Annotated in this window: 21 protein-coding genes; 14 read left to right on the top strand and 7 right to left on the bottom strand. The window is 69.8% G+C overall.

Features of this window, described 5'->3' with window-relative positions:
• The first annotated feature begins 17 nt into the window (after positions 1–17).
• From ATK30_RS15190 to ATK30_RS15175, 4 genes are all read left to right on the top strand, one after another.
• Positions 18–791: a cytochrome c biogenesis CcdA family protein gene (locus ATK30_RS15190; RefSeq protein WP_101436150.1), complete on the top strand. Its 774-nt coding sequence runs from the start codon at positions 18–20 to the stop codon at positions 789–791.
• The gene (gene resB, locus ATK30_RS15185; protein ID WP_101436149.1) at positions 788–2,392 is read left to right on the top strand and encodes a cytochrome c biogenesis protein ResB; all 1,605 of its coding nucleotides are present in this window, start codon (positions 788–790) and stop codon (positions 2,390–2,392) included. The genes ATK30_RS15190 and resB overlap by 4 nt, the downstream gene beginning before the upstream one ends.
• Before the next feature lie 3 nt (positions 2,393–2,395).
• Positions 2,396–3,388 (top strand): c-type cytochrome biogenesis protein CcsB, encoded by a 993-nt coding sequence (gene ccsB, locus ATK30_RS15180; RefSeq protein ID WP_101436148.1) that lies wholly within the window; start codon positions 2,396–2,398, stop codon positions 3,386–3,388.
• Positions 3,389–3,472: 84 nt separating this feature from the next.
• Positions 3,473–4,771 (top strand): MinD/ParA family ATP-binding protein, encoded by a 1,299-nt coding sequence (locus ATK30_RS15175; protein WP_101436147.1) that lies wholly within the window; start codon positions 3,473–3,475, stop codon positions 4,769–4,771.
• 384 nt (positions 4,772–5,155) lie between these two features.
• Here the strand turns inward: ATK30_RS15175 and ATK30_RS15170 are convergent, their stop codons facing one another.
• Together ATK30_RS15170 and ATK30_RS15165 are read right to left on the bottom strand one after the other, a co-directional pair.
• Positions 5,156–5,341, bottom strand: coding sequence for a hypothetical protein (locus tag ATK30_RS15170; RefSeq protein WP_101436146.1), 186 nt, complete (start codon positions 5,339–5,341; stop codon positions 5,156–5,158).
• Positions 5,342–5,674: 333 nt separating this feature from the next.
• On the bottom strand, positions 5,675–5,887 hold the full coding sequence (locus tag ATK30_RS15165; RefSeq protein WP_009072010.1) for a BldC family transcriptional regulator: 213 nt from the start codon (positions 5,885–5,887) through the stop codon (positions 5,675–5,677).
• 362 nt (positions 5,888–6,249) lie between these two features.
• On the opposite strand from ATK30_RS15165, the gene ATK30_RS15160 reads away from it, so the two are divergent.
• The 3 genes from ATK30_RS15160 to cds1 are packed head-to-tail and all read left to right on the top strand — an operon-like array spanning position 6,250 to position 8,098.
• On the top strand, positions 6,250–6,723 hold the full coding sequence (locus tag ATK30_RS15160; protein WP_167441916.1) for an Lrp/AsnC family transcriptional regulator: 474 nt from the start codon (positions 6,250–6,252) through the stop codon (positions 6,721–6,723).
• Positions 6,724–6,734: 11 nt separating this feature from the next.
• Positions 6,735–7,025 (top strand): DUF4229 domain-containing protein, encoded by a 291-nt coding sequence (locus ATK30_RS15155; RefSeq protein ID WP_101436145.1) that lies wholly within the window; start codon positions 6,735–6,737, stop codon positions 7,023–7,025.
• On the top strand, positions 7,022–8,098 hold the full coding sequence (gene cds1 / locus ATK30_RS15150; RefSeq protein ID WP_101436144.1) for an L-cysteine desulfhydrase Cds1: 1,077 nt from the start codon (positions 7,022–7,024) through the stop codon (positions 8,096–8,098). The genes ATK30_RS15155 and cds1 overlap by 4 nt, the downstream gene beginning before the upstream one ends.
• Here the strand turns inward: cds1 and ATK30_RS15145 are convergent.
• Complete coding sequence (locus ATK30_RS15145) at positions 8,095–8,727, bottom strand: TetR/AcrR family transcriptional regulator (RefSeq protein WP_101436143.1); 633 nt, start codon at positions 8,725–8,727, stop codon at positions 8,095–8,097. The two genes, cds1 and ATK30_RS15145, sit on opposite strands and share 4 nt — an antisense overlap.
• 104 nt (positions 8,728–8,831) lie before the next feature.
• On the opposite strand from ATK30_RS15145, the gene ATK30_RS15140 reads away from it, so the two are divergent.
• The gene (locus ATK30_RS15140; RefSeq protein WP_101436142.1) at positions 8,832–10,271 is read left to right on the top strand and encodes an aldehyde dehydrogenase; all 1,440 of its coding nucleotides are present in this window, start codon (positions 8,832–8,834) and stop codon (positions 10,269–10,271) included.
• Between the two features lies 1 nt (position 10,272).
• Here ATK30_RS15140 and ATK30_RS15135 read toward each other — a convergent pair whose 3' ends face one another.
• The 3 genes from ATK30_RS15135 to ATK30_RS15125 all read right to left on the bottom strand — a co-directional run bounded on the left by ATK30_RS15135 (position 10,273) and on the right by ATK30_RS15125 (position 13,313).
• A complete protein-coding gene (locus ATK30_RS15135) occupies positions 10,273–11,142 on the bottom strand; it encodes a 1,4-dihydroxy-2-naphthoate polyprenyltransferase (protein ID WP_101436141.1) in 870 nt (289 codons plus the stop codon).
• Between the two features lie 97 nt (positions 11,143–11,239).
• Positions 11,240–12,376 (bottom strand): o-succinylbenzoate--CoA ligase, encoded by a 1,137-nt coding sequence (menE, locus tag ATK30_RS15130; RefSeq protein WP_101436140.1) that lies wholly within the window; start codon positions 12,374–12,376, stop codon positions 11,240–11,242.
• A 13-nt stretch (positions 12,377–12,389) separates the two neighbouring features.
• Positions 12,390–13,313, bottom strand: a complete 924-nt coding sequence (locus ATK30_RS15125; RefSeq protein ID WP_009072022.1) for a 1,4-dihydroxy-2-naphthoyl-CoA synthase — start codon at positions 13,311–13,313, stop codon at positions 12,390–12,392.
• 93 nt (positions 13,314–13,406) lie between these two features.
• Here ATK30_RS15125 and menD point away from each other — a divergent pair, with 93 nt between their 5' ends.
• The 5 genes from menD (at position 13,407) to ATK30_RS15100 (ending at position 18,251) form a co-directional block, all read left to right on the top strand.
• Positions 13,407–15,083, top strand: coding sequence for a 2-succinyl-5-enolpyruvyl-6-hydroxy-3-cyclohexene-1-carboxylic-acid synthase (gene menD / locus ATK30_RS15120; RefSeq protein ID WP_101436139.1), 1,677 nt, complete (start codon positions 13,407–13,409; stop codon positions 15,081–15,083).
• A gap of 20 nt (positions 15,084–15,103) precedes the next feature.
• The gene (locus ATK30_RS15115; RefSeq protein WP_101440841.1) at positions 15,104–15,460 is read left to right on the top strand and encodes a hypothetical protein; all 357 of its coding nucleotides are present in this window, start codon (positions 15,104–15,106) and stop codon (positions 15,458–15,460) included.
• 91 nt (positions 15,461–15,551) lie between these two features.
• Positions 15,552–17,066: a M1 family metallopeptidase gene (locus ATK30_RS15110; protein ID WP_101436138.1), complete on the top strand. Its 1,515-nt coding sequence runs from the start codon at positions 15,552–15,554 to the stop codon at positions 17,064–17,066.
• 57 nt (positions 17,067–17,123) lie between these two features.
• Positions 17,124–17,783 carry a hypothetical protein gene (locus ATK30_RS15105; protein ID WP_143271379.1) on the top strand — a complete coding sequence of 220 codons (660 nt, stop codon included), beginning with the start codon at positions 17,124–17,126 and terminating at the stop codon, positions 17,781–17,783.
• A gap of 84 nt (positions 17,784–17,867) precedes the next feature.
• Positions 17,868–18,251, top strand: coding sequence for a DUF3592 domain-containing protein (locus tag ATK30_RS15100; RefSeq protein WP_463672419.1), 384 nt, complete (start codon positions 17,868–17,870; stop codon positions 18,249–18,251).
• Here the strand turns inward: ATK30_RS15100 and ATK30_RS15095 are convergent, their stop codons facing one another.
• Positions 18,252–19,085: an inositol monophosphatase family protein gene (locus tag ATK30_RS15095; RefSeq protein WP_101436135.1), complete on the bottom strand. Its 834-nt coding sequence runs from the start codon at positions 19,083–19,085 to the stop codon at positions 18,252–18,254.
• A gap of 224 nt (positions 19,086–19,309) precedes the next feature.
• On the opposite strand from ATK30_RS15095, the gene ATK30_RS15090 reads away from it, so the two are divergent.
• Positions 19,310–20,380 carry a glycosyltransferase family 4 protein gene (locus ATK30_RS15090; protein ID WP_279629993.1) on the top strand — a complete coding sequence of 357 codons (1,071 nt, stop codon included), beginning with the start codon at positions 19,310–19,312 and terminating at the stop codon, positions 20,378–20,380.
• Position 20,381 lies beyond the last annotated feature (1 nt).

Below are 20,381 nucleotides of genomic sequence, written 5' to 3'. Positions count from 1 at the left end.
TGCCTACTCTCAAGTGCGTGAACTCCGTGTCCGAGCTGGCGCTCTCCGGGCCGCTGCTGCTCGCCGCGGGTGTCGCGCTGGTCGCCGGGGCCATCTCGTTCGCGTCGCCGTGCGTGGTGCCGCTCGTGCCCGGGTACCTCGCCTACCTCGCGGCTCTCGTCGGCGCGGACGCCCCGGCGGTGCGCGACGGCGAGGAACGCAAGAAGGGCCGCTACGCCGTCCTCGGCGCGGCGGGGCTTTTCGTGCTCGGGTTCACCGTGGTGTTCGTCGCGACCATGGGCACGCTGGTCTGGCTCGCGAACACCTTGCTGGTCAACGAGGATCTGCTGCAGCGCATCGGCGGCATCCTCACCATCCTCATGAGCCTGGTCTTCCTCGGCTGGATCCCGGGGCTGCAGCGCGAGGTCCGCTCGCACCACGTGCCCGGCGGCGGCCTGTGGGGCGCGCCGGTGCTCGGCGCGGTGTTCGGACTCGGCTGGACGCCGTGCATCGGGCCGACGCTCTCGGCCGTCACCAGTCTCGCCAGCGCCACCGGCGGGGCCGCGATCCGCGGGTACGTGCTGGTGCTCGTCTACTGCCTCGGCCTCGGCGTCCCGTTCCTGCTGATCGCGCTCGGCGCGCGCTGGGCCGTGCGCGCCACCGACTGGCTCCGCCGCAACGGCCGCCGCGTGCAGATCTTCGGCGGGGCGCTGCTGATGCTGGTCGGCATCCTGCTGGTCACCGGGCTGTGGGGGGACGTCATGGGCTGGCTCCGCAACTCCGTCGCCTCCGATCTCGAGCTGCCGTTGTGACCACTACCGAAGCGCCCCCGAAGAACCCGCAGCCGTACCGGCCGTCGCCGGCCAGGCAGGTCCTGGCTTTCCTGCGCAACACCTGGCGCGGCCTGACCTCCATGCGCACCGCGCTGGTGCTGCTGTTCCTGCTGGCGCTCGCCGCGCTGCCCGGCGCGCTGCTGCCGCAGCGGCGGCTGAACGCGCCGAAGGTCGACCAGTACATCAGCGCGCACGGCTGGTGGGGTTCGCTGCTCGACAAGCTGGAGTTCTACGACGTCTACTCCAGCGTCTGGTTCTCCGCGATCTACCTGCTGCTGATGATCTCGCTGGTCGGCTGCCTCACGCCGCGCAGCTTCGAGTACCTCAAGCAGATGCGGGCGAAGCCGGTGCTGACGCCGCGCAACCTCGCGCGCATGCCGCACCACCGGATCGCCCGCACCGCGCGCACGCCGGAGACGATCCGCGAGGACGTGCGCAAGCAGCTGTCCGGCTGGCGGCGCATCGAGCGCGAGGAGGACGGCGGCGGGTTCAGCGTCTCGGCCGAACGCGGTTACCTGCGCGAGACCGGCAACCTGCTCTTCCATTTCGGCATGCTCGGCCTGATCATCTTCTTCGCCCTCGGCAAGCTCTACAGCTACGAGGGCCAGGTCATCGTGCAGGCCAACGGCGGCCAGTTCTGCAACTCGGGCATCTACAACTACGACTCGTTCGAGGCCGGGCTGCGCATCGACGGCACCGACCTCGACCCGTTCTGCGTGAAGGTCAACGACTTCACCGCCCGCTACACCGCCACCAACCAGGCGGACTACTACCACTCGCACATCGAGTACCAGTCCGGCGAGGACCTGCAGACCGGTACCTGGAAGCCGTACGACCTCGAGGTCAACGAGCCGCTGCGCACCGCCGGCGACCGGGTTTACCTGCTCGGCAACGGGTATTCGCCGCAGTTCACGGTGACCTTCCCGAACGGCGAGAAGCGCACCCAGAACACCCAGTGGATGTTCACCGACCCGTCGACGATGCTGTCCGAGGGCGCGACGAAGTTCGACCAGCCCGGCGTCACCGACGAGGTCCAGCGGCGCACCAAGCAGCTCGCGATCACCGGGCTGTTCGCGCCGTCCTCGTTCATCCACGGCGGCGTCCTCACCTCGACCGGGCCGCAGCTGAACAACCCGATGGTCGCGGTCGACGTGCTGCGCGGCGACCTCGGTCTCGACGCGGGCCGCGGCCAGTCGGTGTTCTCGGTCGACCAGTCCCGCGTCGAGGACGGCCGGCTGAAGCGGGTCGCCCGCAAGAACCTCGCGGTCGGCCAGGAACTGACGCTCGACGACGGCACCAAGGTGCGCTTCGACGGCGTCAACAAATGGGTCAACCTGCAGGTCTCGCACGATCCGACGCAGGGCTACGTGCTCGGCTTCGCGATCGTGATGTTCGCCGGACTCGGGGCGTCGCTGCTGGTCAAGCGGCGTCGCGTGTGGGTGCGGGTGCGGCCGGGCAAGGACGAGGGCGCGAGTACCGTGATCGAGGTCGCGGGGCTCGCGCGCACGGATCAAGCCGGATACGGCGAGGAATTCCAGCGGATCAGCGAACGGCTGGTCACGGGCCGGAAGGGCAGCTGAGGCATGGAAATCAACGAGACTTTCTCGCAGTACAGCGACCTGCTGTACACGACGACAGTGGCGATTTACGTGCTGGCGCTGCTGTTCACGCTCTTCGAGCAGGCGTTCGGGGCCAAGGGCCGTCTCGCCGCCGAGCGCAGCAGGCAGCGCGTGCTGGTCGGCGCGGGCGGGCCGGACTCCGACTCGGCCGCGATCGAGGACGGCGACGCACCGGCCGAGCCCGAGGCTCCGCGCACGATCGGCCGCCCCGAGCGGATCGGCCGGATGGGCGCGGCGCTGCTCGTCCTGGGCGCGCTGCTGCAGCTGTCGGCGATCGTGCTGCGCGGACTCGCGGTGCACCGCGCGCCGTGGGGCAACATGTACGAGTACGGCATGGCGGTCACCTTCATCACCGTCGTCGCCTGGCTCGTGGTGATCAAGAAGTTCCCGGTCCGCCACCTCACCGGCTTCCTGCTGCTGCCCGTCGTGATCCTGATGTTCATCAACGGCACGCTGCTGTACACGGTGGCCGCGCCGGTCGTGCCCGCGCTGCAGTCCTACTGGCTCTACATCCACGTGTCCGCCGCGATCATCGGCTCCGGCGTCTTCCTGGTGCCGGGCGTGGCGAGCGTGCTGTACCTCTTCCGCACCGCGCACGACCGCAACCCGGCCAAGTTCGCCGGTTTCGGCCCGAAGCTGCCCGCCGCCGACGTGCTCGACCGGATCGCCTACCGCGCCACGATCGTGGCGTTCCCGATCTTCACCTTCGGCGTGCTGTGCGGTGCGGTGTGGGCCGAGGCCGCGTGGGGCCGGTTCTGGGGCTGGGACCCGAAGGAGACCGTCGCGTTCATCGCGTGGGTCGTCTACGCGGCGTACCTGCACTCCCGCGCCACCGCGGGCTGGCGCGGCACGCGCGCGGCGGTGATCAACATCGTCGGGTTCTCGGTGACGATCTTCAACCTGTTCTTCGTCAACCTGGTGACCGTCGGACTGCATTCCTACGCAGGGGTGAGCTAGCCGGGGGTCCGCCACCCGGACCGGGCCTCGGGCGACTACCGTCGTTGTCAGGGGCCCTTCGATGTACCCGGGAGGTTGGCAACGGTGACCGGACCCAGTGAAGAGACTGCCGGCGAACAGCAGTCCGAGCAGGCCCAGGAACCGGCTGCCATGTTCTCCGAGGAACGGACCGATTCGACGCCGCATCCCGGCACCGGACCGTACGACGCGCAGCCGACGCAGGTCGTCGAGCCGCCGCCGCAGGGGGCGTACCAGCCGCTGCCGCAGCCGGGCGGTTACCAGCCGCACTACGACCAGAATCTGCCGCCATTGCAGCCTCCGGCGCAGCAGCATCCGCAGCACGCCGCGCCGGGCGGGTACCAGCAGCCGCCCGCAGCCCCGGCTGGCACGCCGGTTCCTGCTCCGGGGGCGGTTCCCCCAGCGAACGCGCAGGGGCTTCCGCAGCCCGCGTCCAGCGCGGACGAGCTGGCCACGGCACACCTGGTGAAACAGCAGAAGCGGACGCCGCAGTCGGGCTGGCGCAAGGCGGTGTACCTGGGCAGCGGCAAGCTGATCAACCCGGGGGAGAGCCCCGCGGACACGCGGCGGCGCGAGCTGATCGCGCGCGTCAACCAGCCGCTGCGCGGGTGCTACAAGATCGCGATGCTGAGCCTCAAGGGCGGCGTCGGCAAGACCACGACCACGACCACGCTCGGCGCGACCTTCGCGTCCCTGCGCGGCGACCGCGTGGTGGCGGTGGACGCGAACCCGGACCGCGGGACGCTGTCGCAGAAGATCGCCATCGAGACCACCGCGACCGTCCGCCACCTGCTGCGGGACGCGGACAAGATCACGCGCTACAGCGACGTCCGGTCCTACACGTCGCAGGGCTCGAGCCGGCTGGAAATCCTTGCCAGCGAACAGGATCCAGCCGTGTCGGAGGCGTTCTCCGAGAACGACTACCGGCGCACGGTGAACCTGCTGGAGCACTTCTACAACATCGTGCTCACCGACTGCGGCACCGGTCTGATGCACTCGGCGATGAAGGGTGTCCTCGACGTCGCCGATTCGCTGGTCGTGGTGTCCTCCGGTTCGGTCGACGGAGCCCGCAGCGCCTCGGCGACGCTGGACTGGCTGGAGGCGCACGGCTACGGCGACCTGGTGAAACGCTCGGTCGTGGTGATCAACTCGGTGCGCCCGAAGGGCAGTTCGGTCGACCTGGACAAGCTGGCCGCACACTTCGGCGCGAAGGTGCGCGCGGTGTGCCGGATCCCGTTCGACGCGCACCTGGAAGAGGGCGCGGAGATCGAGCTGGAACGCCTCGGCGGGGACACGCGGCTGGCGCTGCTGGAACTGGCGGCGACGGTGGCCGACGGGTTCAACGGACAGCAGTACCGTATGTGATTGCCCCGGCTGTGTTTGATTGCCCCGGCTGTGTTTGATTGCCCCGGCTGTGTTTGATTGCCCCGGCTCCGCCGGGGCGCCGAGATCGCCGGGGAGCCGGTTTCTTCCCTCCCGATTCGCCCGGCCTGGGGGCCGGTCGAATCGCTCAGTCCAGAAACCGGCGCGATCTCGGGGTGTGGTTCCGGAGTCTGTGAGGGGTTCCCTCGGGTGACGCTGCTGGTCGGGAGGGCCGCGGAGCCCGTGAAGGGATCCCTCAGGGAGTGCGGCTGGTCGTGAGGGAAGCTTCAGGGTGGCGGAGTTTGTGAGAATTTCCCTCAGGGGCTGCCGCTGGTCGAGGGCCACAGAGGTGCCGTGGAGGGGTCCTTCACGGCAAGTGTTGGCGGCTCAGGAGTCGTTGTCCTCGGGGCGGCGGTTGCGCTGCTGTTCGGAGAGTTTGCGCAGGAATTCGGGATCGTCGTCAGGGGCGACGGCCGGACGGCGCTGCGGGACGCTGATCCGCTGCGCGCCGAGTGCCCGCCACAACAGAACGGCGATGGTGATCGCGCCCACCGCTGCGAGCAGAGGAATCATGCCCGGGTCCTTCCGTCGTGCTGGCCCCCCAGATTAGCGGTATTTGATTGCCCCGGCTCTGTTTGACTGCCCCGGCTTCGCCGGGGCGCCGAGATCGCCGGGGAGCCGGTTTCTTCCCTCCCGATTCGCCCGGCCTGGGGGCCGGTCGAATCGCTCAGTCCAGAAACCGGCGCGATCTCGGGAGGTGTGGTCGCCGAAAGGCGCGGTGGAGCGGCGTGCTCGCGGAGAACTTTACGGAGCTTTGCCGGATCGCGGCGAAGGGTCGTGACCGGCAAGCGATGCGGGAGGCACCCCTTGCCAGTCACGACCCTTCGGCGTGTTCGAGACCCGCGGTCAGATCTTGCGGGTCGGCTCGCTGGCGTCCGTGGTGAGTTCGGCCAGAAGGTCGTTCACCTCGGACTCGCGGAACCTGCGGTGTCCGCCCGGCGTGCGGATCGAGCCGATCCGGCCCGCGGTGGCCCAGCGGGTCACGGTCTTCGGGTCCACCCGGAACAGAGCGGCCACCTCACCCGGGGTGAGCAACCGTCCGCCCATGGTTGCGGTCATTTTCCGCCTCCTTAACGCCCAACTTGCTATACCGGGGGCATCGGGCGATTTCGCCCGTCGCGCCCGGGTGGCCAACGCGGCAATCGTGGCACTTCACCCGTCGGGTACTCGAACGGTTGTCCTTGGGTAAAGAGCCCTTAAAGTGCAAAAGGGACATAACTCAGCAGATTCTCAGGATCGCTCAGAGCCCGTTCGCGCCCCGCTGACCAGGCATTTTCCAACCGGATGCGCCGAGATTCGGGTAAAGACGAGGCAAAGGCCGAGTCTGGGCGGCGTCCGGCGCTCAGGTTGCTGTGACGCAGGAGACAATTCGGGGCCTACCGGGATGAGCCGGTCGCGCGGGCGCGCCGCATAATGAGCCGGTGGATCAGCTGGACCGGAAGATCATCGCCGAGCTGCGGGCCAACGGCCGGGCTACCTATGCCGATCTCGGCCGCACGGTGGGGCTCTCCGCGTCGTCGGTGCACGAACGCGTCGGGAAGCTCGAGGCGGCGGGCGTGATCACCGGGTACCACGCGATGGTCGACCCGAACACGGTCGGGCTCGGCGTCACCGCGCTGGTCGGCATCCATCCCACCGACACCGCCACCGACGAGGACGTCGCCGCCTCGCTCGGCGAACTGCCCGAGGTGGAGAGCTGCTACGCGGTCGCCGGCGACGAGGCCTTCGTAGTAAAGGTGCGGGTTTCGACCGTCGACGAACTTGAGCTCACCCTCGGCAGGCTGCGCCGCATCCCCGGCGTCGGCCGCACCAACACCACGGTGGTGCTCTCCACCCGGTTCGAGGGCCGCCCCAACAACGCGGGCCTGGACGAAGACCCGCCGAGCGGGGCGTAGCCTGTTTCGGTGTGAGCGAGACACCGGACCACCTGCCCCGTGACCTGACGGTGTACTTGATCGCGCGGTTCGCGCTCGTCGCGGTGGTCGCGGTCGTGCTTTCGCTGGTCGGCGTGCCGCTGCTGGTCGCTTTGCTGATCGGGCTCGTCGTCGGCCTCCCGCTCGGCCTGCTGCTCCTGCGCGGCCTGAACCAGCGCGTGACGGCCGGTCTGGCCAAGCGCAACGAATCCCGCGCGCGTGCCCGTGCCCAGCTGCGGTCGCAGCTGCGCGGCGAGACCTCGGCTGACGATTCCGCGGCATGAGCACACCGCACGACCGCGCCTGGGTCCGGGAGGCCGTCCGGATCATCGAGGCCGACGCCAACCGCAGCGCCGACACTCATCTGCACGTTTTCCCGTTGCCTCCGGAATGGGACATCGACCTCTACCTGAAGGACGAGTCGGTGCATCCGACCGGCTCGCTCAAGCACCGCCTCGCGCGCTCGCTCATCCTGTACGGCCTGGTCAATGGGCACATCGGGCCGGACACCGTGCTGGTCGAGGCGTCCAGCGGCTCGACTGCGGTGTCCGAGGCGTACTTCGCGCGGATGCTCGGCCTGCGGTTCGTGACCGTCGTGCCGCGGCGGACCAGCAAGGAAAAGATCGCGCTCATCGAGTTCTACGGCGGCGAGTGCCACTACGTCGACGCGGCGCCGGCGATGTACCCGGAGGCCGAGCGGCTGGCCGCCGAGTGCAACGGGCATTACCTCGACCAGTTCACCTACGCCGAGCGCGCGACGGACTGGCGCGGCAACAACAACATCGCCGAATCGGTGTTCGCGCAGATGCGGGCCGAACGCCATCCGGTGCCGTCGTGGATCGTCGTCGGCGCGGGGACCGGCGGGACGAGCGCGACGTTCGGCCGCTACGTCCGGTACAAGCGGCACTCCACGAAGATTTGCGTGGTGGACCCGGAAAACTCGTCGTTCTACGGCGCGTGGGAAACCGGTGCGCTCGACTACGCGACCGGGATGCCGTCGCGGATCGAAGGCATCGGACGGCCGCGCTGCGAACCGTCGTTCGTGCCCGGCGTGATCGACGAGATGTTCCAGGTGCCCGATGCCGGTTCCCTGGCGGCGATCCGGCTGTTGCGCGAGCGCACCGGGCACTGGGCGGGCGGCTCGACCGGGACCAACCTGTACGGCGCGTTCAAACTGATCTCGCGGATGCTGGCGGAAGGCCAGGCGGGCTCGGTGGTGACGCTGCTGTGCGACGGCGGCGAGCGGTACGCGAACACCTACTACTCCGACGAATGGCTTGGCGAGCAGGGGATCGACCTCGCGCCGTACCGGGCGCGGTTCGACGAGTTCCTGCTCACTGGCCGGTTCGACGGCTAGCTGCCTGCCCGGTAGCCCGTCACCAGCACGATCACGATCCGGCGGAGCCGGTCCTCGAAGTCGACGCGGGAGCCGGACAGGCGCGGGTCCTTGATGGCTTCCCGGACGGCTTCGTTCGGATGCGCCAGCGGCCACAATCCCGCGGTGAACACGAAGATCGCCGCCGACAGTTCTTGTGCTGCCTCCGGCGAAAGGCCCGGCAGCGCGGTGCGCAGCAAGTCGGCGGTGCGGGCGTTGTGCTTCGCCGACCGCAACTTGTACTCCCGCGCGATCTCCGCCGAGACGTTCCGCTCCAGCACGTTCGCCAGCACGCTGATCAGTTCGCACAGCACTGGCCGCGCCGCCAGTGAAGCGGCGAGTGTCGCGGCGACCTCCGGCAGATCGCCGTTCAAGGTGAGCGAGTCGAGCCACGCGCCGCGGGCGCGGTCGAGCACCTCCAGGTAGACGGCCTCTCGGGTGGGGAAGTAGCGCGCGACGTTCGAGGCCGACAAGCCCACCCGGCGAGCCAGTTCGCGCATGCTGATCTCGTCGACGGAGGACTCCGTCATCAACTGCTCGGCGACGTCGAGGATCGCCTCGCGGCGGGCTTCCACCTGCTCGGGGCTGCGGGCGCGCTGGAAGTCGGACACGCCGGGAAGTGTAACAGGACACTGCTCTCTTGATAAAAGAACAGTGTGCTGTTAGCTTCGAGAACAAGAGAACAGTGTTCCGTTAACTTCGGCAGGAGATCCCGATGCGCACCTACGACCAGCTCTTCCTCGGCGGCCGGTGGACCGAGCCCGCGACGACCGGCACCTTCGAAATCCGTTCGCCGCACGACCGTTCGCTGGTGGGCCGCGCTCCGAAGGCGGCGGAGGCTGATGTCGAGCGCGCGGTGGCGGCGGCTCGGCGGGCGCTCGAACCATGGGGGAGAACTCCGCTGGCCGAGCGGTTGCGCCTGGTCGAGCGGTTCAACGAACTGCACGCCGCCCGGGCGGACGAGATCGCCGAGCTGATCACCGCGGAAAACGGCTCGCCGAGGTGGTTCACCGGCTGGACGCAGCACAACCTCCCGGAGCGCACGGCCGCGTGGCTGAAGATCGCGCGCGAGTTCTCCTGGGAGGAAACGCTGGCCGACGAGGCGGGCAATCGGACGATCGTCCGGGCCGCGCCGATCGGTGTCGTCGCGGCGGTGATCCCGTGGAACTCGCCGCATTCGGCCGCGCTGGTGAAGCTGATCCCGGCGCTGCTGGCGGGCAATCCGGTGCTGCTGAAGGCCGCGCCGGAGACCGCGCTCGACGCGATGGTGCTGGCGGAAATCTTCGAGCAGGCCGGTTTCCCCGAGGGCGTGGTGAGCGTGTTCGCGGCGGACCGTGACGTGAGCGAGCACCTGGTGACGCACCCGGGCGTGGACAAGATCGCGTTCACCGGCTCGACGGCGGCCGGGCGGCGGATCGCGTCGCTCGCCGGACAGCAGCTCAAGCGCGTCGGGCTGGAGCTCGGCGGCAAATCCGCGGCGATCGTGCTCGCGGACGCGGACCCGAAAGCCGTCGCCAAGGGGATCCGGACCGCGACGTTCGCGAACAACGGCGAGATGTGCGTGGCCCACACCCGGATCTTCGCCGCGCGCGAGCGGTACGCCGAGATCGTGGCCGCGCTCGCGGAAATGGCCGACGGACTCGTGGTTGGCGACCCGGCGAAGCCGGACACGTTCGTCGGGCCGATCGTCCGGCAGGACCAGTACGAACGCGTGCTGTCCTACCTGCGGCTAGGCGTCGAGGAGGGCGCGCGGATCGCGGCGGGCGGACCCGAGCCGCTGGCGAATCCTGAGCTGGCGAACGGGTTTTACGTGCGCCCGACGGTGTTCGCCGACGCCGCGAACGACATGCGGATCGCGCGCGAGGAGATCTTCGGGCCGGTGCTCGTGGTGATCCCGTTCGACACCGAGGAGGAGGCGATCCGGCTCGCGAACGACTCCGACTACGGCCTGAGCGGCGGCGTGTGGACGGCCGACGCGGAGCACGGCGTCGAGATCGCGCGGGCGGTGCGCACGGGGACCTTCCACGTCAACGGCGCGCCGCGGCACGGGAGCGCACCGTTCGGCGGGTTCAAGGCGAGCGGGATCGGCCGTGAGTACGGCTCGCACGGGTTGGCGGAATTCGTGGAGTGGCAGGCGATCGCGGTGGGCGTGTGAGCTAGAGCGCCAGGGCGACCGCGCTCAGCACTGCCCAGGCCAGCATCGCCATGCCGGTGTCGCGCAGTGCCGGGATCAGCTCCCGGCCCTTGCCGCCACCGCCGACGGCCTTGATCGGCTTCAGCAGCAGCGGCGTGGGCGCGAACGCGATGAACAGCAGCGGGTGCCAGATGCCCATCAGGACGGTGAGCACGTACGGAACCGTCACCAGGGTCAGGTAGAGCTTTCGCGTGCCGCCGTCGCCCATGCGGGTCGCCAGGGTGTGCTTGCCGGCCTCGATGTCGGTGGGGATGTCGCGCAGGTTGTTCGCCACCAGCACCGCCATCGAGAACGAGCCGACGGCGACCGCGCAGCCCAGTGCGTCCCAGCTGACCCGGCCGGCCTGGACGTAAACCGTGCCGAGGACACCGGCCAGACCGAAGAACACGAAGACCGCGATCTCGCCCAAACCGTAGTAGCCGTACGGCTTTTTGCCGCCGGTGTAGAACCAGGCGCCGAGGATGCAGAGACCGCCCATCGCGAGCAGCCACCAATATCCGCTCAGCGCGACGAGCGTCAGGCCCAGCACTCCGGCCAGGCCCAGGGACGTCAAAGCGGCGCGCAGCACGGCCTTCGGGTTCGCCGCGCCGGACCCGACGAGGCGCAGCGGGCCGACGCGGTGCTCGTCGGTGCCGCGGATGCCGTCGGAGTAGTCGTTGGCGAAGTTCACGCCGATGATCAGCGACAGCGCGACCAGCAGGGCCAGGAGCGAACGCCACCAGGAGAACGCGTCGAGCGCGATCGTCGCACCGACGCCCGCCACGACCGGCGCGATCGCGTTCGGCAGCGTCCTCGGCCGAGCGCCTTCGATCCACTCACTGACTGTCGCCATGGGGTCCATTCAACGCCATGCGATCTTCACCCGTTCGGTGCCCGGCCAAAAGCCGTGAAGGACTCCTTGAGGGAATCAGATTCCCTCAAGGAGTCCTTCACGGAACGAGTCGGGACCGCACTGCCTGTCGATCGATCTTTCCCGGGCCGCGCAACGGCAACGCGTCGGCGAACTCGATGCGTTTCGGCGTCGCGGCGGCCCCTAGCTCGGCGCGGACCGCGGCTCGCAGCGCCGCTTCGTCCGCGGAAGCCACGACCATGGCGACCACCGCCTCGCCCCATTGCGGATCCGGGATGCCGACGACACAGGCGTCCCGCACTCCAGGCTGCGCACCGAGAAGCCGTTCGATCGCGGCGGCGGACACCTTGACCCCGCCCGTGTTGATGACGTCGTCCGCGCGTCCGAGCACCTCGACCCGGCCGTCGGGCAGCAGGCGGCCGCGGTCGGAGGTGCGAAAAGAGCCGTCCCGGAACGACTCCGCGGTCAGCTCCGGGGCGAGCCGGTAGCCGTGCGACAGCACCGGGCCGGAGATCCACAGCCGCTCGTCGGCGTCGGGCTCCACGTGGACGCCATCGAGCGGGACGCCGTCGTAGACGCACCCGCTGGCGGTCTCGCTCATCCCGTACGAGGGGACGATCCGCACGCCTTCCTCGGCGGCTTGCACCCGGAGTTTCGGCGAGGTGGCCGCGGCACCCAGGATGATGCCGTCGAACGCCTTCGCGGCGGCCAAGCCAGCGCCGCCGTCGTCGAGCAGCCGGACGAGCTGGGTCGGCACGAGCGCGGTGTAGCGCGGGCCGTTTTCCGCCAGCACGGGCGCGGCCGCGGCGGCGAACTCGTCCGGACGGAAGCCGGTGCCGGTCAGGAACGCCGGTTTCGTGCCCGCCAGCCGCGCTCGAATCAGGACTTGCAGGCCGCCGATGTAGTGCGCGGGCGTGGCGAGCAGCCAGTGTCCGGGACCGCCGAGCCGGGCGTGCGTAGCCGTCGCGGACGCAGTGAGCGCGCGCGGCGACAGCAGCACGCCCTTCGGCGCTCCGGTGGATCCGGACGTGGCGATCACCACGGCGGTGTCCGGCTCGACCGGCTGGTCCGGGGCCATCGCTTCGAGCAGCGCCGGGGCCGACGGATCCGCCGAGTTCAGCGGCAGCACCGCCGGGCCGCCGTCGAGGGCCGCCGCCACGGCCGCGTCGAGGGCGGTCAGCGCGTCGGCGCTGCCGTCGAGCCACACCACGTGCACGGGAACGACCTTCTCAGTAGTAGTACGGGTAGTCGGACCAGTCCGGGTCGCGCTTCTCCAGGAACGCGTCGCGGCCTTCCACCGCCTCGTCCTGCATGTACGCCAGCCGGGTGGTTTCGCCGGCGAACAGCTGCTGTCCGACGAGCCCGTCGTCGATCGCGTTGAACGCGTACTTCAGCATCCGCTGCGCGGTCGGCGACTTGCCGATGATCGTCCAGCCCCATTCGAGCGCGACCCGCTCCAGTTCGGCGTGCGGGACGACCTCGTTGACCGCGCCCATCCGGTGCATTTGCTCGGCGGTGTAGTCGCGGCCGAGGAAGAAGATCTCCCTGGCGAACTTCTGCCCGACCTGCCGGGCGAGGCCCGCCGAGCCGTAGCCCGCGTCGAACGAGCCGACGTCCGCGTCGGTCTGCTTGAACCGCGCGTGCTCGGCCGAGGCGAGCGTGAGATCGCACACGACGTGCAGCGAATGCCCGCCGCCCGCCGCCCAGCCGGGCACCACGGCGACCACGGGTTTCGGCATGAAACGGATCAAGCGCTGCACCTCGAGGATGTGCAGCCGCCCCGCCCGCGCCGGGTCGACCGTGTCCGAGGTCTCCCCGCTCGCGTACTGATACCCGGAGCGTCCGCGAATACGCTGGTCACCGCCGGAGCAGAACGCCCAGCCGCCGTCCTTGGGTGAAGGGCCGTTTCCGGTGAGCAGGACGCACCCGACGTCCGCGCTCATCCGGGCGTGGTCGAGCGCCCGGTAGAGCTCGTCGACGGTGTGCGGGCGGAAGGCGTTGCGGACCTCCGGACGGTCAAAAGCGATCCGGACCACCCGTTTGCCGGAGCGGGCGTCCCGCGAACGGTGGTAGGTGATGTCGGTGAAGGAGAACCCTTCGACCTCGGACCAGGCGGCGGGGTCGAACAGCTCGGAAACTCGGGCGTCATCCACGTTTGGGAGAATAGGACCTGTGGACATGATCGCTGAGCCTGACGCCGCTGCCGACGAGGAACGGCCGCACGGCGCTCGAGCGGGGGTCCGCCGGTGAACCCGTCCACCGCGCAGGCCAGGGTCATCGTCGACGAACTCGTCCGCAACACCGTCTCGCACGTCGTGTTGTGTCCAGGATCTCGCAACGCGCCCCTGTCCATCGCGCTCTACGACGCCGCCGCTTCGGGACGGCTGCAGCTGCACGTCCGCATCGACGAGCGGGGCGCGGCGTTCCTCGCGCTCGGCATCGCGGCGCGCACCGGCCGCCCGGCGGCGGTGGTCTGCACCTCCGGCACCGCGGCGGCGAACTTCCACCCGGCGGTCCTGGAGGCCGACCGGGCAGGCGTGCCGCTGATCGTGCTCACCGCCGACCGTCCGCCGGAGCTGCGTTCGGCGGGCGCGAGCCAGGTGATCAACCAGTACGAGCTGTACGGCGACGCGGTCCGCTACTTCGACGAGCTGGCCGTCGCCGAACGGCGGGCCGGGCAGAACTCCTACTGGCGCAGCCAGATCTGCCGCGCGTGGAACGCCGCGTACGGCGAATGGCGCTGCGGGCCGGTGCACCTGAACATCCCGTTCCGCGAACCGCTCGTGCCGGATCTCGACGATGACGGCGAGTGGTACGAATCGCTCGAAGGGCGCCCGGACGGCGAACGCTGGACCGAGCTGCCGGACTTCGGCGCACTGCCCTCGTTCGTGGTGCCCTCGGCACGGCACGGCCTGGTGATCGCGTGCGACACCGGCGCGCAGGCGGCCAGCGAGTGGGCTGAGCAGCACGGCTGGCCGGTAGTTTCGGAGACCGGCGGGCTCGGCTTGTCCGGCGCGACCGCGATGTCGTCCGGCGCCTGGCTGCTGGGCGTTGAGGAATTCATTTCGCGACACCGTCCCGAGCAGGTCTTGTGCCTCGGCCGCCCGACGGTGTTCCGGCAGGTACAGAAAGTGCTGTCGGACCCGGAGGTCGAGGTTCTTCTGGTGCGTCCGGATTCGGACTGGCCCGCGCCCGCGCACAACGTCCGCCAGGTCGGGCAGTGGTTCGCCGAACCGACGAAGCCCGCTGACCCGGAGTGGCTGGCGAGCTGGCAGCGCGCGGACGCAGCGGCCAGCCAAGCGGTTTCGACAGCGCTGGCCGCGGAGCCGTGGCCGAGCGGCGTACGGGTGGCCACTGAGCTGGTCGACGCGCTGCCGGAAGGCGCGCTGCTGGTGGTCGGCTCCTCGAACCCGACGCGTGATGTCGCGCTCGCCGGACGGCTGCGTCCGGACGTCCTGGTGCACCGCAACCGCGGTGTCGCCGGGATCGACGGCACGGTGTCGACGGCCATCGGCGCGGCCACTGTGCACCGCGCGCCGTCGTACGCGCTGCTCGGCGATCTGACCTTCCTGCACGACGCGTCCGGCCTGCTCACCGGGCCCGCCGAGCAGCTGCCGGACCTGACGATCGTGGTGCTGAACGACGACGGCGGCGGCATTTTCTCGCTGCTGGAACAGGGCGCGCCGGAACACTCGGCGAGCTTCGAGCGCGTCTTCGGCACGCCGCACGGCGCGGACTTGGGTGCGCTCTGCGCGGGCTACCGGGTGCCGCACGTCGTGGCCGAGACGGTAGAAGAGTTCCGTGCCGCGTTGCGGCCGGCGCCGGGCCTGCGGGTGGTCGAGGTTCGGGTCGACCGGGCGCAGCACCGGAATCTCCACGCGCGGCTGAAGTCCGCGGTGGCGGAAGCGGTGGGGACGGTTTAACCCGGCGGGGGCCGGTGACCATGGGGGAGTTCTTGAACGAGGCGGACTTGCGCCCGCGAGGCCGATGGGCCTGGTTCAGCGCGGCAGTGGCGGCACTGGCGCTGGTCGGGCTCGTGTGCTCGTATTTCTCGTCGTTTCTGGTGATGGCCAGCGACAACTGCTTCGCCGGGGACAGCCGCGCGATCTGCAGCACGGCCGGACAGCACGCGGTCTTGTCGCTGCCGTGGGTGGGCTGGTTCGCGGCGATCGCCGGGTCGTTCGCGATGGCCGGGCTGGCCGTGCGGCGCGGCTGGGGACCATGGCCGGGTCTGTACGCGGGGCCGATCCTGTACGGCATTCCGATCGCCATCGCGTGGTGGATCGCCGAATCCGGCTGAACCTCCCAGTGGGTAAGAACCCGTCGTTCGGACGTACCCGTGGAGTGCTCACGTGGATACGTTCGGTCGCATGGGCCACCTTGGAGGAACCATGCGATCGAGAACTCGGGCCGGGATCGGGGCGGTTGCGGCTGGAGTCGCGACGGTGCTGCTGGCAGGCACCGCTTCGGCAGTACCGGCACCGGGCTCGCCGGGCGTCGGCGACCCGTACTACCCGAACGCCGGCAACGGCGGCACCGACGTGCGGCACTACGACATCCGCGTGAGCTACCAGCCGGAAACCGACGTCCTGTCGGGCAGCACGACGCTGCTGCTCACCGCGACCCAGGACCTGTCGCGCTTCGATCTGGACTTCGCGCTCAAGGCGTCGAAGGTGCTGGTGAACAACCGGCCGGCGCAGTTCGCGAACTCCAACGGCGACGGCGAGCTGGTGATCACCCCGGCGCAGCCGCTGCTCAAGGGCCAGTCCGCGACCGTCGTCGTGAGCTACTCCGACAGTCCGTCGACGGAGAAGGTCGGCGGACTGAACGCGTGGAAGAAGGGCGCTTTCGGGGCGCTCGGCGTCGACGAGCCGCAGAGCGCGCAGTGGTGGTTCCCCTCCAACGACCACCCGACCGACAAAGCGACTTACGACGTGTCGATCGAGGCACCGGACGGGCTCGCCGCCATCACGAACGGCACGCTCGTGAAGAAAACCAAGAAGCGCGCGGGCTGGACGCGGTGGAACTGGCGCAGCACCCAACCGCAGGCGACCTACCTGACTTCGTTCATCGTCGGCAAGTACGACGTGGTCCAGTCCACCACGCCGGACGGCAAGCCGTTCATCACCGCCTACGGCTCCGACCTCGGGGATTCGCTCGACGCGGCCAAGGCGAGCGTGGAGCGGACGCCGGAGGTCGACGAGTTCCTGGCGTCGCAGTTCGGGCCGTACCCGTTCGAGGCCGAGGGCGGCGTCGTGACCAGCGGGATCACCTTCTCGCTGGAAAACCAGACCCGGCCGACCTACGGCGCGCGCAACTTCGCCGCCGGCTCCAACACGACGTTGATCGCGCACGAGAACGCACACCAGTGGTTCGGCGACAACGTTTCGCTGGGCAAGTGGAGCGACATCTGGCTGAACGAGGGCTTCGCGTCCTACGCCGAGTACCTGTGGTCCGAGCACGAGGGCGAGGGCACGACCGCGCAACTCGCGCAGTACGCGTACGACTCCTATGCCGCCGACGACCCGTTCTGGCAGGTCCTGCCGGGCAACCCGGGCGAGCCGAAGCAGTTCGACCGCGCGGTGTACGACCGGGGCGCGATGGCCCTGCAGGCGCTGCGCACCAAGGTCGGCGACGAGGCGTTCTTCTCGATCCTTCGGCAGTGGCAGGTGGAGAAGGCGGGCAAGGCGGCGGTGATCCCGGACTTCGTGGCGCTCGCGGAGAAGGTGTCGGGCAAGCCGTTGCAGGACCTGTTCCAGACCTGGCTGTTCACGGCGGGCAAGCCCGCGGTCGGTCCTAACGGGACGGTCGCGGCCAAGGCGTTCGCCGCCGCCCCGGCGAAGCCGAAGGCGTGGGACCAGATCCAGGCGAACCACCGTGCGCTGGCGGAGGCCGGTCGGCACTGAAATTCGCTTGCCTGGCTGCGGGATCCTGGAGAGTTCCGCTCTCTGAAGGAGGATTCGGTGGCCATGAAAGTGCGGGCGCAGCTCCGCCACGCTCGGCTGGACGGCCGGGAGTGGCGGGTGCTGCGCCCTGATCCTGGATTAGATACCGCGGTGCTGTACGAAAACGACCGGTACCCGCAAATGTGCGTCGACCGCCGTGCGGCGTATCGGATCGGGGTGTTGTGGCTGCTGGCCGCGCGGTCCCGGCATACGGTCATCCACCTGCCGTTGCGCGCTGGCCGGACTCCCGCTCAGCCGGAGTGCACCGGTCGTCCGCTGGATCTCGTGCTGAGCCAGCACACCGCGCAGCTGCGGGCATCGCACTGGCCTCGGCTCAGGGCGGCGCTTGGCCCGGCCCGGCCGCACATGGTGCGAATCCCGGCTGACCGGCGTCCGGTGGAGTGGCCGTATTGGCGGAGCCGGGACCGGCTGTACGACCGGATTCACGCCGACACGATGTTCCTGACCGGCAGCGCGGGGGTCTTCCGGCACACGGCGGAGTACTTCTTCGCCCTCGCCTTCGGCGCTCCGGGTTCTGCTCCGGGCGAGGAAACGCCGCACCACGCGTGTTCGGACCTGAATTGGACAACTCGGGTGCTGGTGAACACCTACTGCCTGCACGTCCTCTACCGGGCACACTGGCTGCCGCGTGCCGGGCGGGTCGGCGGACCCGACTAAACTCTCGGTGTGGCAGCCAGGAGTGTGCAGGCGCGGCGGATCGGGTGGTTCGCCGTGCTGGGCGTGGCTGTGCTGCTCACCGTGATGTGCGTGAGCCTGGTTTTCGCCGCGTTCCGCAACGACAGCGCGATCGAATCGCATCTGGGCACGGCGACTGCGACGGTCGAGTCGGTGGCTTTCGACCGCACGATCATCCAGTACCAGACCCCGGACGGCATCGTGCACAGTCCGCCGACCGGGGTGCTGTATCCGTCGGGTCTCGCCGCCGGTCAGCTGGTGGCGATCGAGTACGACGCGACCAATCCGGAGCTGACCCGGGTCGCCGGCCGGACCGCGACGTTGACCCTGCTGCCTGTCGGCATGACGGTGCTGATCACCTGGCTCGTGGCGGGCCCGCTGCTGTGGTGGCTGCGCCGGGTGCTGAAGCGAACCGCCGCCGCTTCCGAGCCGGTGCCCGCGAAGGTGTGATCAGGCACCGACGGTTTCCTGCCACCAGCTGAGCACCTCGTCGGCGACGCCGGGCGCGGCCACCAGCAGCCCGTCCGTAGGCAGCGCGGTGTCCTCGCCGTGCTTGTCCAACACGACCGCACCCGCCTCGATCGCCATCGCGACGGAGCCCGCGACGTCCCATTCGTGGTAGCTGTGCAGCACCGCCGCGGCCGCGTGCCCCAGCGCGACCTGCGCGATCGACAGCGCGGCCGACCCCAGCACCCGCACTCCCGCGTGGGCAGCCGCCGCTCGTTCGATGAACTCGCCCATTCCCGGCCACGGGCCCTTGCGCGCCAGTTCGGTGCAGACGATCGCTCCGGCAGTACCCGAACGGTCCACCAGCTTCAGCGGTTTCCCGTTCGCGCGAGCGCCTCGTCCGCGAGCGGCGGCGTAGATCTGCGCCCGGTACGGGTCGGCGACGACGCCCACCACGGGGCCGCTCGCATCGACCAGGGCGAGGCTGTAAGCGCACCAAGGCACTCCGGCGACGTAGTTCGCGGTGCCGTCCACGGAATCGACCACCCAGCGGTACTCCGCGACGTCCGCGCCGTGGTCGGCGCCGAATTCGTGGCCTACCACCGGGATTCCGGGGAACTCCGCGGTCAGCACGCGCCGGGTGTGCCGTTCCAGGATCCGATCAGTGTCGGTGACCCAGTCGAACGGCGAATCCAGCGTCGCCGGGTGCGCGCCGCGGCCCGCGGTCGCGGTGATCACGTCGGTGGCGTCGTTCGCCAGCCGCCCCGCGACCTCGAGTGCTCGCGAGAGCAGCCCGGGTTCCACGGGCCGCGACGGCCTGGAGGACAAGAGGGTCATGCCTGCTTAGTCTGGGTGTTCCTGGTGTCCGGGACGCGACCGGAAGATGACATGTCGTGGCGAATTCTTCGACGGTCGGCGCCCGGCCGCGGACGCTGCGGAGTGTTTCGCCACCGTTGGCCGGTCGGTTACGCGGGATTGGCCCGCCTGGCCTGCGGTTTTGCGACAGTGACGCCGTGCGAGTCGCCATAGTCACCGAAAGTTTCCTGCCCCAGGTGAACGGCGTGACGAATTCCGTGCTGCGGGTCGTCGAGCACCTGGTCGAATCCGCGCACGACGTGCTGGTCGTCGCGCCGGGACCGGGTCCGGCGAGTTACCGCGGCGCTCCGGTCGTCCGCATTCCGGCGCTGGACTTCCCCGGCGTGAACTCCCTGCCGATCGGCCTGCCGACGCGCACCGTGCTGACCGCGCTGGCCGATTTCGGACCGGACGTCGTGCATCTGGCCTCGCCGTTCGTCGTCGGCGCGCGCGGGCTCGCCGCGGCCAGACGGCTGCGCGTGCCGTCGATCGCCGTCTACCAGACCGACATCGCCGGGTTCGCCACGTCGTACGGCTTCGGCATCGGCGCGCGGGCGGCCTGGCGCTGGGTGCGCCGCCTGCACTCGCGAGCCGACCGGACGCTGGCACCCTCGTCCGACTCGATCGAACAGCTGAAGCTGCACGGGGTCCCACGCGTGCACCGTTGGGCCCGCGGCGTGGACATCAGCCGGTTTTCCCCGGCACATGCGGACCCGGCGCTGCGCGCGGAACTCGCGCCGAACGGCGAGCTTCTGGTCGGGTTCGTCGGACGGCTCGCACCGGAGAAGGAGGTCGATCGGCTGACTGTGCTGGCCGGAATGCCCGGCGTGCGCGTGGTCGTCGTCGGCGACGGGCCGGAGCTGTCGGCGTTGCGGGAACGGTTGCCTGGCGCGGCTTTCCTTGGCGCGAAGTACGGTGACGAGCTGTCGGTCGCGTACGCGAGCCTCGACGTTTTCGTGCACACCGGACCGCACGAGACGTTCTGTCAGGCGGTGCAGGAAGCGATGGCGTCCGGACTGCCGGTGCTCGCGCCGGACGCCGGTGGGCCGAAGGATCTCGTGCTGCCGGGGCGGACCGGTTATCTGCTGCCCGCGGATCGCGAGTCGTTCGGCCCGGCGCTGGTTTCCAAGGTCGATGACCTGCGGGACGCGGCGCTGCGGGCCCGGCTGGGCGAGAAGGCGCGGAAAGTGGTTCTGGGCCGGACGTGGCCCGCGGTGTGCCGGGAGCTGGTCGGGCACTACGAAGCGGTACAGGGCCGAGTCGCACGTGCGGCTTGAG

The sequence above is a fragment of the Amycolatopsis echigonensis genome (assembly GCF_002846615.1).
Classification (GTDB): domain Bacteria; phylum Actinomycetota; class Actinomycetes; order Mycobacteriales; family Pseudonocardiaceae; genus Amycolatopsis; species Amycolatopsis echigonensis.
Note: the sequence above shows the minus strand (reverse complement) of the source record. Positions and strands in the feature narration are given on the sequence as shown.